The sequence below is a fragment of the Aliinostoc maniaoense genome (assembly GCF_058172895.1).
Genome location: NZ_CP187952.1, coordinates 953,557 through 969,485, shown reverse-complemented (window position 1 = coordinate 969,485; position 15,929 = coordinate 953,557). Strand labels below are relative to the sequence as shown.

The 15,929-nt window shown below is 39.4% G+C and carries 18 protein-coding genes; 15 read left to right on the top strand and 3 right to left on the bottom strand.

The annotated features are described in order from the left end of the window. The first annotated feature begins 77 nt into the window (after positions 1-77). From nifX to ACPZ3T_RS04305, 8 genes are all read left to right on the top strand, one after another. On the top strand, positions 78-491 hold the full coding sequence (gene nifX / locus ACPZ3T_RS04340) for a nitrogen fixation protein NifX (protein ID WP_490277116.1): 414 nt from the start codon (positions 78-80) through the stop codon (positions 489-491). Continuing rightward, entirely contained in the window at positions 488-964 is a 477-nt protein-coding gene (locus ACPZ3T_RS04335; protein ID WP_490273750.1) for a NifX-associated nitrogen fixation protein, read from the top strand. The genes nifX and ACPZ3T_RS04335 overlap by 4 nt, the downstream gene beginning before the upstream one ends. A 181-nt stretch (positions 965-1,145) precedes the next feature. Then, positions 1,146-1,361: a CCE_0567 family metalloprotein gene (locus ACPZ3T_RS04330; RefSeq protein WP_103135405.1), complete on the top strand. Its 216-nt coding sequence runs from the start codon at positions 1,146-1,148 to the stop codon at positions 1,359-1,361. Beyond that, positions 1,358-1,672 (top strand): nitrogenase-stabilizing/protective protein NifW, encoded by a 315-nt coding sequence (gene nifW, locus ACPZ3T_RS04325; protein ID WP_236140278.1) that lies wholly within the window; start codon positions 1,358-1,360, stop codon positions 1,670-1,672. The genes ACPZ3T_RS04330 and nifW overlap by 4 nt, the downstream gene beginning before the upstream one ends. Positions 1,673-1,682: 10 nt before the next feature. Then, positions 1,683-2,486 (top strand): HesA/MoeB/ThiF family protein, encoded by an 804-nt coding sequence (locus ACPZ3T_RS04320; RefSeq protein WP_490273747.1) that lies wholly within the window; start codon positions 1,683-1,685, stop codon positions 2,484-2,486. Positions 2,487-2,538: 52 nt separating this feature from the next. Then, positions 2,539-2,913: a HesB/IscA family protein gene (locus ACPZ3T_RS04315; protein WP_490273745.1), complete on the top strand. Its 375-nt coding sequence runs from the start codon at positions 2,539-2,541 to the stop codon at positions 2,911-2,913. A gap of 151 nt (positions 2,914-3,064) precedes the next feature. After that, positions 3,065-3,364: a 2Fe-2S iron-sulfur cluster-binding protein gene (locus ACPZ3T_RS04310; protein ID WP_490273743.1), complete on the top strand. Its 300-nt coding sequence runs from the start codon at positions 3,065-3,067 to the stop codon at positions 3,362-3,364. A gap of 114 nt (positions 3,365-3,478) precedes the next feature. After that, positions 3,479-3,724 carry a FeoA family protein gene (locus ACPZ3T_RS04305; protein ID WP_490273742.1) on the top strand — a complete coding sequence of 82 codons (246 nt, stop codon included), beginning with the start codon at positions 3,479-3,481 and terminating at the stop codon, positions 3,722-3,724. A 72-nt stretch (positions 3,725-3,796) separates the two neighbouring features. Here ACPZ3T_RS04305 and ACPZ3T_RS04300 read toward each other — a convergent pair whose 3' ends face one another. Then, positions 3,797-4,405, bottom strand: a complete 609-nt coding sequence (locus ACPZ3T_RS04300) for a DUF4360 domain-containing protein (RefSeq protein WP_490273741.1) — start codon at positions 4,403-4,405, stop codon at positions 3,797-3,799. Between the two features lie 1,051 nt (positions 4,406-5,456). Between ACPZ3T_RS04300 and ACPZ3T_RS04295 the strand changes: the two genes are divergently transcribed. From ACPZ3T_RS04295 to ACPZ3T_RS04275, 5 genes are all read left to right on the top strand, one after another. Then, on the top strand, positions 5,457-6,050 hold the full coding sequence (locus ACPZ3T_RS04295; RefSeq protein ID WP_490273740.1) for a CBS domain-containing protein: 594 nt from the start codon (positions 5,457-5,459) through the stop codon (positions 6,048-6,050). A 154-nt stretch (positions 6,051-6,204) separates the two neighbouring features. Continuing rightward, positions 6,205-6,669, top strand: a complete 465-nt coding sequence (locus tag ACPZ3T_RS04290; protein WP_490277115.1) for an ankyrin repeat domain-containing protein — start codon at positions 6,205-6,207, stop codon at positions 6,667-6,669. After that, positions 6,656-7,942 (top strand): nitroreductase family protein, encoded by a 1,287-nt coding sequence (locus tag ACPZ3T_RS04285; protein WP_490273739.1) that lies wholly within the window; start codon positions 6,656-6,658, stop codon positions 7,940-7,942. Before ACPZ3T_RS04290 ends, ACPZ3T_RS04285 begins: the two co-directional genes overlap by 14 nt. Positions 7,943-7,961: 19 nt before the next feature. Beyond that, positions 7,962-8,336: a hypothetical protein gene (locus ACPZ3T_RS04280; protein ID WP_490273738.1), complete on the top strand. Its 375-nt coding sequence runs from the start codon at positions 7,962-7,964 to the stop codon at positions 8,334-8,336. After that, entirely contained in the window at positions 8,333-8,512 is a 180-nt protein-coding gene (locus ACPZ3T_RS04275) for a hypothetical protein (RefSeq protein WP_490273737.1), read from the top strand. Before ACPZ3T_RS04280 ends, ACPZ3T_RS04275 begins: the two co-directional genes overlap by 4 nt. Here ACPZ3T_RS04275 and ACPZ3T_RS04270 read toward each other — a convergent pair. Together ACPZ3T_RS04270 and ACPZ3T_RS04265 are read right to left on the bottom strand one after the other, a co-directional pair. Further along, positions 8,502-8,963: a hydrogenase maturation protease gene (locus tag ACPZ3T_RS04270; protein ID WP_490273736.1), complete on the bottom strand. Its 462-nt coding sequence runs from the start codon at positions 8,961-8,963 to the stop codon at positions 8,502-8,504. The two genes, ACPZ3T_RS04275 and ACPZ3T_RS04270, sit on opposite strands and share 11 nt — an antisense overlap. A gap of 503 nt (positions 8,964-9,466) precedes the next feature. After that, positions 9,467-12,187 carry a cation-transporting P-type ATPase gene (locus ACPZ3T_RS04265; protein ID WP_490273735.1) on the bottom strand — a complete coding sequence of 907 codons (2,721 nt, stop codon included), beginning with the start codon at positions 12,185-12,187 and terminating at the stop codon, positions 9,467-9,469. Positions 12,188-12,355: 168 nt separating this feature from the next. On the opposite strand from ACPZ3T_RS04265, the gene ACPZ3T_RS04260 reads away from it, so the two are divergent. Continuing rightward, the gene (locus tag ACPZ3T_RS04260) at positions 12,356-13,363 is read left to right on the top strand and encodes a metallophosphoesterase (protein WP_490273734.1); all 1,008 of its coding nucleotides are present in this window, start codon (positions 12,356-12,358) and stop codon (positions 13,361-13,363) included. Positions 13,364-14,149: 786 nt separating this feature from the next. Further along, positions 14,150-15,871 carry a cation:proton antiporter gene (locus ACPZ3T_RS04255; RefSeq protein ID WP_490273733.1) on the top strand — a complete coding sequence of 574 codons (1,722 nt, stop codon included), beginning with the start codon at positions 14,150-14,152 and terminating at the stop codon, positions 15,869-15,871. Positions 15,872-15,929: the final 58 nt, after the last annotated feature.

Genomic DNA, 15,929 nt, shown 5'->3' with positions numbered 1-15,929 from the left:
TGAGAATAAATTACCAATACCCAATGCCCAATTCCCTATGCCCCATCCCCAATGACCAAAAAAGCAGGAGAATGAAAGTGAAAATTGCCTTTACAACTACCGACCACGTACATATTAATGCTCACTTTGGTTGGGCAAGAGAAATTGATGTCTATGAAATCGATGCCGAAGGATATCAATTTTTAGAAACATTAAACTTTGAAGGTGACTTACAACAAGATGGTAATGAAGATAAAGTTGCACCAAAACTAGCAGCATTAGTTGATTGTGCCATTGTATATGTCACAGCAATTGGTGGAACTGCTGCTGCTAAATTAATTAAAAAAGGTGTTACCCCAGTTAAAGCACGTTCTGAACAAGAAGAAATCCAAGGAATCCTGACTAAATTAGTCCAAACCTTAAAAGGTAATCCTCCCCCTTGGTTGCGGAAAGCATTGCAACCCAAAACCACAAACTTTGCAGATGAACTAGAAGACGAAGCAACCGTATGAGCGCAGAAAATAGTGTCAACGATCCCGCTACAAATGTAGTTGCCACCTCCCCCTTTCTCAAAACATTAGTATTACAAATTCGCGGACAAGATGCTTACGGTGTTTACCGTAATTGGTCAGACGAACTACTACTAAAACCCTTCATTGTTCCCAAAAAAAAGAAACGGGAAATTTCCGTAGAAGGTGAGGTTGATGCCGTCACCCAAGCGCGAATCATGTCATTTTTTCGCGCCATAGCCGCCAGAATCGAACAAGAAACCGGCTTAATTTCCCAAGTAGTAGTTGACCTAAGTCACGAAGGCTTTGGCTGGGCTTTAGTCTTTTCCGGTCGCCTACTACTCACCGTCAAAACCCTCCGCGACGCTCACCGCTTCGGTTTTGAATCCCTAGAACAACTAGCAGAAGAAGGCGAAAAATTCGTCACTAAAGGACTAGATTTAGCCACCCGCTTCCGCGAAGTGAGTAAGTTGTAATCAGAGTTTGAAACGCAAAGGAACGCGGAGGTTTACGCAAAGTAACGCAAAGGTGTAAATAGATGATCTATTCGCACTTCTTTGCGCCTTTGCGCCTACCCTACGGGAACGCCTTACGGCGAATGCGCGAACCTTAAAAATCCATCCATCCCCGCCCAAATATTGATACAATCACCCCCCAATGCAAGTAGAAAACACCAGCATTGAAGAACTCAAAAATAAAATCAAACGCCTCAACAGCAAAGCCGGACAAATGAAAATGGATTTGCACGACTTAGCAGAAGGCTTACCCACAAATTACACACAATTAATGGAAGTTGCAGCCGCAACTTATGAAATTTATCATCAGCTTGATGAACTCAAAAAATATCTCAAGCAATTGGAGCAAGGCAAATGACTAAAACTATTGAAGAGTTCAAAAAACTTACCGACGCTGAAGAATATTTTAAATTCTTTGAATTAGAATATGACCCCAAACTTGTTAATGTAAATCGTTTACATATTCTGAAAAAATTCTCACAATTCATCAGTGAAATTGACAGCAATTCTGAACTGAGCAACGAAGAAAAGTTAAATCAATACTCACTAGCATTACAACAGGCTTATCAGACATTTTTGGAATCTTCACCCCAAGAACAAAAACTGTTCAAGGTATTCAAAGACAAGCCTAAAAATGTAATCACGCTGACAGAACTCACGTCTGATTAGGAGGTATAAAGTGATCAACCTAACGCCTACCGAGTTAGAACGTTATAGTCGCCAAATGATGCTCCCCAATTTTGGCGAAGTAGCTCAGAAGCGTCTGAAGTCAGCGACGGTTTTAGTGACTGGTGTGGGAGGATTAGGTGGTACGGCTGCGCTTTACCTAGCAGTAGCAGGCGTTGGGCGGTTAATCCTAGTCCGAGGCGGTGATCTGCGGATGGACGATATGAATCGCCAGGTTTTGATGACGGATGATTGGGTAGGTAAACCGAGGGTTTTCAAAGCCAAAGAAACCTTACAGGCGATCAATCCTGATATCCAAATCGAAGCAGTTCATGACTATATCACTCCAGAAAATGTAGATGAGTTAGTGCAGTCTGCGGATATGGCTCTAGATTGCGCTCACAATTTTACAGAGCGTGATTTGTTGAACACTGCTTGTGTACGCTGGCGAAAGCCAATGGTGGAAGCAGCGATGAGCGGGATGGAGGCTTATTTAACTACCATTATTCCTGGTGTGACTCCTTGTTTGTCCTGTTTTTTCCCAGAGAAACCTGAGTGGGATCGGCGTGGTTTTTCTGTGCTGGGTGCGGTGTCTGGAACACTGGCTTGTTTGACAGCACTGGAAGCCATCAAGCTGATTACTGGATTTAGTCAGCCTTTGTTGTCGCAATTACTCACCATTGACTTGAATCGGATGGAATTTGCTAAGAGGCGTTCTCAACGCGATCGCTCTTGTCCAGTATGCGGTAATAACGCACCTTGGCGATACGCTCAATCCAATTCAATGGAAACCAGTAGCAATTGCACACATAGTTAACTACCCATCACCCATCACTAACAACACCAATCGCTACAAATCAGGAGTTTCGATGACAGTTACTTTAACAGAAAAAGCAGAATTTCGTCTGCGGGCATTTTTGCGCGGTTCGGCTGGCGACAGTGATGAAACAACTACTAAAGGTGTCCGCGTCTCTGTCAAAGATGGTGGTTGCAGTGGCTATGAATATGGTATGGAAATCACCAGCCAACCCCAGCCAGATGATATTGTCATCCAGCAAGGTAAAGTACCAGTTTATATAGATGCCAAAAGCGCACCTTTATTAGAAGGACTAGTGATTGATTTTGTTGAGGGTATGGTGGAAAGCGGCTTTAAGTTCACTAATCCCAATGCAACTAGTACCTGTGGTTGTGGTAAATCCTTCAAAGCTGGTGATTGCTCCCCTGAAGGCGTACCTTGCAGCTAAAAAGTTTCCCTTAAACAAAATAGACACTTGCTTGTATTTATCTCGCAACAAAAGCGGTGTCTTTCTCCGCCCCAATTCTCGAAGCATTAAGGGAGATTTATTTACTTCGAGAAATTATTTCCATCCGATAAATCTTGAGGAGAACCGGAAAATGGCAGCATATCAAGTTAGATTGATCAACAAAAAAGACAACCTCGACACCACAATTGAAATCGACGAAGATACCACAATTTTGGATGGTGCAGAAGAAAATGGTATTGAATTACCTTTCTCTTGCCATTCAGGTTCTTGCTCTAGCTGTGTAGGTAAAGTCGTCGAAGGTGAAATCAACCAAGATGATCAAATCTTCTTAGATGATGAACAAATGGGTAAAGGATTTGCTCTATTGTGCGTTACCTATCCTCGTTCTAACTGCACAATCAAGACCCATCAAGAACCATATCTCGTTTAATCAATTGCTGTAGTCGCTACTATTTACAGCTTTTGAAATTGTGTTTTTAATCAGGATGAACTAAATACTTCATCCTGATTATTTTTAAATGTTAATTTAAGTAAATAACTAGTTATGTTTACTCCATTTAGTATATCTGGCTGCTCTTTAGAATTACTCAGACTGGGAGAAAAAGGTATAGTTGTTTCCTGCAATGTTCAAAATCAGGCGATTCTCACAAACCTTAAATCACTAGGTTTAACTACAGGTGTTACTATCACTGTAGAACAAGAATTTCCTTCCTTGTTAATAAAAGTTGGTAGCATTTTGTTAGAAATTGACAAAGATTTAGCGCGCGCCATCTATGTGCGAATTATTTAGAGATACTTAATGTTTAACTTCATCGGTAGGAGGATAATCTGCCGATAGAGCAATTAAAAATTAAACCAACTTTTACTTTTTACATTGACGATATTTAATGTAATAAATCAAACCACGGTGAGCCAGATCAAATGAGTCAACAGTGGCTATTCCCTGACCACTGGCGATCATTGCAGCATTCAACTGCATATTTATATTATCGCCACAAGCTGACCATGCACCACGCATATTCACTAATTTATCTCGAACATTGTAGTCAGTTTCGCCTTTAAAGGTTCTAGAAAAAACAGAGCCACGCTGCCCAGCAAAAAAATATTCTACTCTTAGTCTTCCTATTGTTTTAGGTGCAACATATCCTCGATAATCAACATCATAGATAGAAATTTGAAAACCTTGAGGAACTTGAATTGGAATACTAAAGGTACAGCTTTTGCGTGATTCTGCTGCTTGATTTCCTAAAGCGACAAATTTATCGAATAAAATACTTAACTCCTGTCCGTCAGGACTAACGCTGACACTAGCAGATCCTTGAGGGCAACCGTTACCGCTATATTCTGAGCCTTTAATTTTAACTTTGTCCTTAGCCAAGGTTGGCTGAATAAAGAAAATTACTAATATAGTAGTAATCAGAAAAGCTGGCGCGAATTTAAGGAATATATTTTCAAAGTTTTGGCGATTCATTTTGAGTATTTAACGGAAAGACAAAATTAGAAGTAGTTAATTCAGGAGTAAAAAGATTTAAACTATTGTTACTTGAAAAGCTGTCTCCACACCTTTCAGTTTTCTTTGTTGAATGGCGATCGCTACATCACTATTTTAACATCAGTGTGACATACTCCCCGCGCCGCCCTCCGGGACGACGGGGGATCAAATTATATGCAGCTTTATAAAAAATTGGTATTAGATAAACATAAATAAATTTCTTACTCATTACTCATTACTCATTACTCATTACTCATTACTCATTACTCATTACTCATTACTCATTACTCATTACTCATTACTCATTACTCATTACTCATTACTTATTACTCATTACTCATTACTCATTACTCATTACTCATTACTCATTACTCATTACTCATTTACATAATCAACAATTTACAAAAATACACCGTCTTAGTAAGCCATTTTCGGTTTTGTTCGTGTAGATAGCAATTTAATAATGATTTTATTGACCTTGATATGTGTAAAAGCTATTTAATCATTATTTTCATGATATCCACTCAAATTAAAAGTTAGCATGATACGCCATAACTATAAAAATTGCTGTTAATGTAGTAATTTTTAAGCGGTTTTAACGAATATATACGGCAATATTTATAAACGTTCATAATTTCAACTTATCAGAGTGATAATATATAAGTAAGCTAAATTGTTGCTAGTGAACTGAAACTTCAGCAAAGAGCGATAACCGGGTGATTGAGACATTACTACCTTAATACTGGTCAAACACAAAAATTTTGATAGACAGCCAGAGAGCTTCAATGAGGTAGAAACTGCGTAAATTGTGAAGACAAATTAACCAGACTTCTTAAGGTGTGAAATAGTTACGGAACTAAATGAAAGGTATGTCTACTTACCTGAAACGTTTTTTGCAGGTAGCCAATACATTAACTGAAAATTCATGGCGAATTTAAGTTAAGTGTGCAGCCTATGCAGAAATAGTTTTGGCAAAATTGCATCAGTTTAGTAATAATTTCCGTCCTTGCAAACATAAGGAGCAGTAATTATGAGAGCCAAACAAATTATGACTCAAGATGTTGCTACTATTAGCAGTTCCGCAACTGTAGCAGAAGCAGTCAGACTATTGAGGCTCAAAGGACTGCGTGCGTTAATTGTAGAACCTCGTCATAGTGCTGATGCTTACGGTATCGTGACTGTGGCTGATATTGCAGGTAAGGTTGTTGCTTATGGTAAAGATCCTGACAAAGTTCATGTCTACGAAGTTATGAGTAAACCCTGCATCGTTATCGATCCTGATCTCGATGTAGAATATGTAGCACGTTTATTAACGAATACAAATGTGTGGTGTGCGCCTGTAATTCGTGGTGAATTATTGGGTGTAATTTCTGTTACTGATATTGTCAGCAAGGATGACTTTATTGCTAAACCAAAACTAGTGTTCTTGCGTAAAGAACTGCACAGAGCTATCTCTGATGCTCGCGCAATTTCTGCTAATTATGGCCCAGACTCTAAACGAGCTATTGAAGCTTGGGATATTGTAGACGAACTGGAAACAGAAGCCTGTTATTATGGCTTACCTAAACCTGATAAATCTGCTAGAGAAATCTTTGCAGAAAAACCAGTGTTTGCTACTGTCTAGCTGTGAAAGTAAAAAGGTAATGCCTTTTGACACTTTAGAGTCTGAGTTTACAGCTTTCAGCGTCATAATTCTATAGCATTGTGTTTAGAAATGGTGGGTAATTCCCACCATTACCTATTATTGCGTAAATTATTTATCAACACAAAGAATCATGATGAATCAAACAAGCAATTCCAATTTAAGTGCGGAAACTCAGCAATGGTTAGCGGCAAAAGGTTACAACGGCACAGATTTAAATCAGCGTGGTGAAAATGGTGATACTGCTTTAATGAAAGCTACACGAGCAGGAGTTTTTACAGTTGTTGAAGCATTAATTCATGCTGGTGCTGATATTAATGCTAGAAATAATGATGGGAATAATGCTCTGTGGTTTGCTTGTTTTGGTAATCACTTCGATTTAATTGATTTTTTATTAGGGCATCAAATTAATATTGATAATCAAAATGATAATGGTGCAACTGTTACGATGTATGCTGCATCATCTGGGAAAGCAGAAGTATTGAAGTTACTTCTACAATACCATCCTAACTTAGATTTAAAAAATTTGGATGACTATAGGGCAATTGATTTTGCTAGCACTATAGATGTTTTAAGGATATTGAAAAATGCTGCAAAATAATTTAGATGGTAAAACTATTCATGAAACTACCAAGCATTCTTACTTATCTGTGCAGCTTGATCCAAATTACGTAGATTATACAACTCAACCATCTGCATTTAAAGTTTATCCAAAATTTTATAAAAGAGTGAAATTAAATCTCAATAATAAAATTCACTCTTTTATTTTGTTAACTAGTGCTGTTACTTTAGATAAATTGTATAAAAATGCTGCACATAAACTACGGGTAAATCCATCAGCAGGCGCGTTGTACCCTACTGAGGTGTATGTACAAATTCGCGGAATGCCGGAAATAGTAGACGGTATTTATCATATAGAAGTTGAGAATAATTGTCTAACTCTGATCTATGAATTAATTGATGATGGGTTAGAGAGTTATATTATACCAAGCAAAAGTATAAAGGGATTCATTTTTTTAATTAGTTCTGTTTATTATAGGTCTAGCTGGAAATATAAAAACAGGAGCATAAGATATTGTCTGTTAGATAGCGGACATCATTTAGGTGCTGTTGCAGCATCGGCTTATCTCCATGAGCGTGATTTTCAGTTAATTTTTGACTTTGATAAACTCGCTCTCAATACAGCGTTAGGATTTGAGAATAAAGAGTTTATTACTGCTTGTGCAGTATCTGGTGAAGTACAAGCTAAAAAAGTAAGACAACTGAGGTTACAAGTTCCTTTTGTTTGTGGTACAGATTATTTTGAAGCTAATCAATTTATTGAAGATAGCTATCAAGCGACAGCTTGTCAAACCAGTCGCCAACAACAATTTCAACAGCCTCAATTTGATTTTGAGCCTGAAAAATTCTACCAAACTGTCTGGAATAGACGTTCATTTAGACGTTTCCGGAAAGAGGCTATTTTGCAAGAACAGTATTTATATGTCTTGCAAAGACTAAATCAGCAAATCCCAACGGCAAACTTTGAAAAAATAGAAGTTTATTCGGTGGTGCATCGCGTTGCAGGAATGTCACCAGGGTTATATAAAGGCGTGAATTTGGTGAAAGCAGGTAACTTTAGTGAAGAAACTAGTTATTTGTGTATTAATCAAGCGATCGCTAAAAATTGTGGTGTGATTTTTTTCCTTGTATGTGAATATACCAGCTATCAAACCGCTATGCAAATAGCTGGATTTCTGGGACAAAGAATTTATCTGGCAAGTAATTATATAGGCATTCAATGTTGTGGCATTGGTGCTTTTTATGATGATGAAACCCAGAAGTTCTTAGAAACAGATAAGGATGTGCTTTATGCAGTAGCAATTGGAATTTAACTTAGGATTGTAATCAGAAATGAAAGGGCAGAGTTTTTATTTTAACAGTGATGATCATCATCCTATGCAGCCATCTTCGGCGGATATTATCTTGAGACAGCAACTAGAGTATTCGATTAGCAGGTACTTTTATGAAGCTTGCGATCGCACTCTCAAAAATCTCTTGTCTAACTGTCGATGGTATGTCACCACTCAAGCCAATGCTATGACATTAGTGATTGAATGTCCAGATGAAGTTACAAATTGGCGGGTGTTACAAAAACTTGTACCAATGGGTACATTACTCAACCAAATAGTCAGCAGTGCCAAAATTCGCGTTTGTCCCCCAGAGAGTGAAGGTGTACCCTTTGAAATGAGGGTAGATGAATTGTCTGTATATCGAGATATGGCTTGAAAGGAAGCAGGGAGCAGGGGGCAGGGAGCAGGGGGCAGGGGGCAGGGAGACAAGGGAGACAAGGGAGACAAGGGAGACAAGGGAGAAATATTTACCCCAATGCCCAATGCCCAATGCCCAATGCCCAATGCCCTATGCCCAATGCCCAATGCCCTATGCCCAGCATTAATTACTAATGATTTGAGTAATTTTCTCAAATACTAAATTAGCAGCATTCTGCACTACAGGACTTAAATCTAGTCCTAAATCAAGGTTTGCTGCTTCAATTAAATAGACAGTGACATCTTGGGGGAAATCATTTTGAAAGATTTTCTTCCCCGCAGCTAAAGCATTATCCCATCGAAAATCATGCAGGTTATAACTAGGTTCTGGTAATGCTGCTAATTCTTCCCCAGGAACTTCAAACACTGCTCCAGGTTCAGAACCGCTTGAACTAGCATCAATAATTACTAATTTTTTACTACCTCTAGCTTGAAACATTACCTCCATCCCGGCTGTTCCACAGTCGTATACTTGCACGTTGGGATGGGGATTTTCAGCTAGGTATTTTTGTAGGCGTTGAGCTATGATAACACCTACAGCATCATCACTGCGATTGAGATTTCCACAACCAATAATAGTGAGCATTTGTAAGTTATTTAAATGAAGTTGCTAGAGGTTTGCTTGTCTGACGCGATCGCTTTACTCAACTCACAATTTTTACAGTTACAATATTAAGGCTTAACATCACAACATTAAGGCTCAACATCACGACATTAAGGCTTAACATCACAACATTAAGGCTTAACATCACAATATTAAGGCTTAAGATTACAATATTAAGGCTCAACATCACGACATTAAGGCTTAAGATTACAATATTAAGGCTTAAAGCTAGTAGTTCACCAACCTAATATTGCCGTGTGCAGGGGGGAGGGCGCAAGGGCGAGAATCTTTCCCCTCTGCTCCCTGCCTTCTTAATCATTACTCATTAAGTAAGTCGGCGAGAAAAAACAAACTACATTAAGTAATGTAAAATTTAATTGAATGGGCTTGTAGTAAGGGCTTTAGCCCTTAAGAGAGGACTAAAGTCCCTACTACAAACCTTGAATTATTCACGCCGTTCTACTTACTTCAAAATTGATGGTTTTTTAATCAAGAGGATCAAAGCGATTGACTAAGATTGCTAAAGGAATCATTGGTAAACCTACAAGCAAACAAATAAACCATTGTTGTAAATTCAAGGGAGCAGTAGAAAATAACCGATTCATTAAGCTCCATTGACTAAAGATAATCTGTAAAATAATCGCACAAGCAATGCCAATTCCAATAGCGGAAGCATCGCTAATAGTCTGTTTAATTCCTCGGAGTTGATTAATTAGAGCCTTCCCTAGTTGACTAATACTTAAAAGATAAAAAATTCTGCCAGCAACTAAAGCCTGAATTGCCATTGTTCGAGCTAAATCAACATTAGTTGTAGTTTGTTTTATCCATTCAAATACACCAAAAATCAAAATCCAATTAAATACAGAAATTGCCAAAATACGCTTGATTAAACTGCGGGAAAGTAAGGGTTCGCGGGGGCTGCGTGGTGGTTGTTGCATTACCCGTTCTGATTTTGGCTCAAAGGCTAAGGGTACAGTCATGGCGATGGAATTAACCATATTCAGCCACAGCACTTGTAAAGATAAAATCGGCAAGATTCTAGCTAGTAGTACACTAATTAAAATCGTCATTGACTCACCGCCATTGACAGGGAGAATAAAGGCGATCGCTTTCAATAAGTTACGATATACAGTACGCCCTTCTTCTACTGCTGCTTCAATGGAAGCAAAGTTATCATCAGTCAAAATCATGTCTGCGGCTTCTTTGGCTACCTCCGTACCCGCCGCCCCCATTGCAATCCCTATCTCGGCTTGTTTTAAGGCTGGGGCATCATTTACACCATCCCCTGTCATCGCTACAATTTCACCTTTAGATTGTAGTGCTTCGACAATGCGGAGTTTCTGTTCTGGTGCAACACGCGCGAATACTGTGCCATCTTCAATGGCTGTCGCTAGTTGGGATTGATCCATTTGGGCGAGTTGGCTACCTGTGAAAGCCAAAACTTCCCCATGTTTATTAAAACCCATCTGTTTAGCGATCGCTCGTGCAGTTACCGCATGATCACCTGTAATCATTTTGACTTGGATACCAGCATTTTGACAAGCTGCCACAGCCGCGATCGCTTCTTTTCTTGGTGGATCAATCATCCCTTGCAATCCCAAGAAAATCAAATCTTTGTCAATATGTGCATGATCTAGTTCATCTTGAGCAGTGTAAGCTGATTTTTTGGCAAAAGCCAGCACCCGTAAACCCTGATGTGCCATAGCATCAACTTCTTGATGGATGGTATCTGGATTTATAGGAACTAGATTACCCTCAGCCTCTAACATTTGCTGACAGCGTTGTAGAATTGCCTCTACCGAACCCTTAACATAGATAACTCTGCTTTCCCCATCATCATGCAAAGTTGCCATGTATTGAAACTCAGACTCAAAGGGAATACCATCTACTCTGGGCATTTCCTGTTCTACCTGACTGCGTTCTAGCTGTAGTTTATTAGCAACAACTATCAATGCTCCCTCTGTGGGATCGCCTACAACCTGCCACTCTCCTGCTTTTTGTTCTAGGTGGGAATCATTACATAACAATCCGGCTTTGAGACATTCTATCAACACAGGAGAATTATCCCTATTTATAGGCTGTTCATCTAATAAAATTTCTCCTTCTGGAATATAGCCTGTGCCAGTGGTGGTATATTGTTTACCACCTGCATAAATGGCCTGTACAGTCATTTGGTTTTCTGTTAATGTCCCCGTCTTATCAGAACAGATGACTGTAGCACCGCCCAGAGTTTCTACAGCTGGTAACTTCCGCACGATCGCATGACGGCGAGCCATACGGGAAACGCCTATAGCTAATGTTACTGTAACTACAGCAGGCAAACCTTCAGGAATCGCACTTACAGCAAAAGCGATCGCTGCCTCAAACATATCTGTCCAAGAATTGCCGTATCCTAGCCCCACGGCAAAAGTCAATGCAGCTATACCGAGAATAATATATAGTAAAGTGCGGCTAAATTTATCAAATTTCCGAGTTAGGGGAGTTTTGAGGCTTGTACCTCGTTCCATGAGTTGAGAAATGCGCCCGGTTTCTGTGGCTTCACCGATAGCAACTACAATACCTTTACCAGTGCCGAAGGTAACAAAACTACCAGCATAAGCCATGTTGGTGCGTTCGGCTAAAGGTGCATCTAGATTAAGTGGTTGGGTGTTTTTCTCCACAGCCACCGACTCACCTGTCAGGGCTGATTCATTCACTTGGAGATTGCGGGATTGTACCAGACGCAAATCTGCTGGTACTTTATCACCAGAAGCGAGTAAGACAACATCCCCTGGTACTAACTCGGTGGAGGGAACTTGTACCTTTTGATTGTTGCGGAGGATAGTTGCATTGGTTTGTACTGAAGAAGCTAAGGCTGCGATCGCACTTTCGGCTTTTGACTCTTGTATAAAACCGATAATCGCGTTAATCAGAGTTACACCCCAAATTACCCAAGCATTTACCCATTGCCCAATGAACGCTTTAATTGCACCTGCAATCAGCAAAATGTACAGCAACGGTTGGTGAAACTGCAACAAAAACCTGAGCAATGGACTTTTACCGGGTTTAGCTTTAAGCTCATTAGTACCAAAACGTTCTCGTCGTTTTGTCACTTCATCGGTAGTTAAACCTGTGTCGAGATTTGTGCCTAAGTTTTCTGCTACCCTTGATCCAGACAAAGTATGCCATTGTTGGGGCTGAGTGGGATTTTGATTAGTTGCTGTCACAGTAAAACGGAAAAGTCGGCTATTCCAGTACGTAACTTACATTGATACATTTGGTAATGTTTTACATCTACCTCTGGTGATAACAATTAATCAGCTTTTTCTTAATTTCTTCTTAATATAACCTTATTAAGCTACCAGTGATTTTTCATCACAATAGGATATTAGAAGATGAAGTTTAAAAAAATACTGGGTGTCTTAGTGCTGTTTTTAGTGGTTAGTATTTCTACAATTTTTGTATCTTCAGCTAATGCACAGCTACCCTTTAACTTTTATTACCGTAACCCCAAGAGTTTTGACTTTGCACTCATTGGCGATATACCCTATGACGCACGACAAGAAATAGAGTTCCAAAAATTAATTAAAGACATCAATAAATCTTGGGTTAATTTCGTCATTCATGATGGAGATTTTAAAAGTGGCTCTAGCCTCTGTACTAATGAACTTTTTCTGCAAAGATACCAAGAATTTAACCAATTTAGACATCCATTAATTTATTTATTTGGTGATAATGAGTGGACTGATTGTCACCGTCCAGCCGCAGGGGGATATGATCCTCTAGAGAGATTAGAAAAATTACGTCAAATCTTTACTCAAGGCAACAGAAGTTTAGGACAAAGAACAATTAAGCTCAATCGCCAAAGTCAAGATCCTCAGTATAGTAAGTTCCGTGAAAATGTTTACTGGACTACTAATAATGTTTTATTTGCAGGTATTCACGTTGTTGGTAGTAACAATAATTTAGGACGCAACGCAGAAAATGATGCAGAATATGCTGAACGGAATGCAGCTAATTTAATTTGGTTAAAAAAAGCATTTACGACAGCTAAAACTAAAAAGAATCTGGGGATGGTAATTGTTATCCATGCTAACCCGAATAATTTTAGTGTTCCAACTAATGCAGATGATAAAGCCAAAAATGGGTTTAGTGATTTTATTGACACATTAAAGGCTGAATTAAAAGAATATAGTAAGCCTGTCATGATTGTGAATGGAGATACCCATTACTTCCGCATTGACAAACCTTTAAATATTGACACTCCACCCCGTACAGTCATCACTAATTTTACTCGCGTTGAAACCTTTGGTGATCCCAATGTACAGTGGTTAAGAGTCACAGTTGACCCCAAAAACCCCCATTTATTTGAAGTAAATAAGGAAATTCTGCCTGTAAATTAAGATATAAGAATCTGATTTGATTTCTGAAAAAATTTAAGTATATGTAGGGGAGGCAAATTGCAGTGTGGATTTTCCTCCTGCAATATTGCCGTTGTGCTAGGCGTAAGCCGTAACGCACCTAATATTTTTGTATTAGGTGCGTTACGCTGTTGCTAAGAGAATGACAAATCATCATTTATTCTTCTCGCTAAAACAGTCTTTTTTTATTGAGAATGAAAAACGAACAAATCAGGGTTATAGAGACGTGAGTTCGACAAGTCTTTTCTGACCTCTCCCCCAACCCCTCTCTCTTGAAAAGTTCTGTTCGCCCTTGGCGTTGGCGAAGCCATCGGAGGAAACCTCCGCTCAGACTTTTCGCTCCGACGCGGAGAGGGGAGTAAAAAGCATGATATATCAAGGAAAATCAAGGTTTTAAAGCCTCTCTCCTTGCAGGGGAGAGGTACCCTGCGGGAAGCAAGCTATGGAGAGGGGTTTTTTCCAGTCGTCGAACTCACGTTCTTTTAAGTATTTTTACTTTCTGTTAAGAAAGATCCCGGTAATGGATAGCTTAAAGAAGGGGGAACAAAAATCAACGTACCCTGCGGGTACTCCTTTGCTACGCAACGCTACCACGAACGGAGAACTCGTAGAGTAGCAAGCTATGGAGAGGTGTTTTTAAAGTTTATCGAACTAACGTTAACACAACACTAGATAGAAGTTTTCGATCAATCAAAAATATACCCTCAAAACAGAAGTTACGCAAAGATATTTTCAAGACTGACACATTGTCACCAATACTAAAAAAATATGGCAGCAGAACATGGTTTAATTCTTGACTTTACAATTGTCCTAGGTGCTTCCGCATTAGGAGGATACCTTGCTCATCGACTGCGGCAACCTGTTTTACTGGGTTATTTAGTGACTGGATTAGCTGTAGGGCCTTATGGCTTTAAGTTGTTAAGTGATGTACCACGTATTCAATCTTTAGCATCTATCGGTGTAGCTTTTTTGTTGTTTGCTTTGGGGGTGGAGTTTTCTTTAACGGAATTGAAGCGGGTGAAAGATATTGCTATTAAAGGTAGCTTGTTACAAATTGGGCTAACTACGGCTTTAGTCGCATTTTTAACAATTGCCCTGAGTTGGGTGGAGAACTTTACCCAAGGCATTTTTTTGGGGGTGGTGCTTTCTCTGTCTTCCACGGCGGTAGTTTTAAAAACCCTAGGAGAACGAGGTGAAACAAATACACTTCACGGCCAAGTGATGCTGGCAATTTTAATTGCTCAGGATTTAGCTTTGGGTTTAATGTTAGCAATTTTACCTGCTCTTAATCAACCAGAAAGAATTGGTGCGGCTTTAGGTATAGCTTTATTAAAGGTTTTACTATTTTTAGGATTAGCGATCGCCTGCGGTCGTTGGGTAGTGCCAAAGTTAATTAGTAACGTTGCCGCAACGGAAAGTACTGAGTTATTTGTGCTGACGGTGATTGCTTTATGTTTAGGTGTGGCTTTGGTGACTGCTCAACTAGGGCTATCAATTGAAATGGGTGCATTTGTCGCCGGCTTAATGGTTTCGGAAATTGACTATGCAGATCATGCTTTAGCTAAGGTTTTACCTTTAAGAGATACCTTTGCTTGTCTGTTTTTTGCTTCCATTGGGATGTTAATTGATCCCCGCATCTTACTGGCAAATTTGGGGTTAGTTTTGGGACTGGTAGCTTTAGTTATGGTGGGTAAAGCCATGATTGTGATGCCGATTATTTTAAAGTTTGGTTACTCATTGAAAACTGCTATTTTGACGAGTTTGGGTATTAACCAAATCGGAGAATTTTCCTTTGTCTTGGCTTTAGCCGGTTTACAATTGCAACTTATTCCCGAAAGAACATATTTTCTACTATTAGAAACAACAGCAATCACACTGGTTCTAACTCCCTTATGCTTCAATATTGCGCCTCGATTGTTAGAGCGTCTGACTCAAATACCATTGATTGCTAAATCTCTCAGACAATTTACAGAACCCAACATCCTGTCAATCCCCGAAAGTATTAGCGGTCATGTGGTGGTTGCAGGTTATGGGAGAGTGGGGCAAGTAATTGTGAATATTTTGCTCAACCAAGGATATGTAGTGTTGGTAATTGAAAATAGCGAAGCCGCCATTCAAAGATTAAGAATGCAGCGCATCCCCTACATTTTTGGTGATGCTGATTCTGACTTTGTATTACAAAAAACCCATTTAGAAACTGCCAAAGCCTTAGCGATCGCTTTACCTGATCCTGCTAGTTCTAGATTACTTTTGCAACGAGCGTTAGTCATCGCCCCACAATTAGATGTGATTGCGCGATCGCACTATGATCATGAAATTGATCTCCTGACTCAAATGGGAGCAAAGGAAGTAGTTCAACCAGAATTTGAAGCCGCATTAGAATTAGGCGCGCATCTGTTAGCTACTTTAGGAGAAGCAAAACCTCAGATTGATACAGTGATCAGTGATATTCGCACCGATAAATATCGGAGTATTCGCCCAGATAGATGATCTCCGTACTTTAGACAGGAACAATTAAATCAACATATTCTGTGGAGAGGTAAATCAA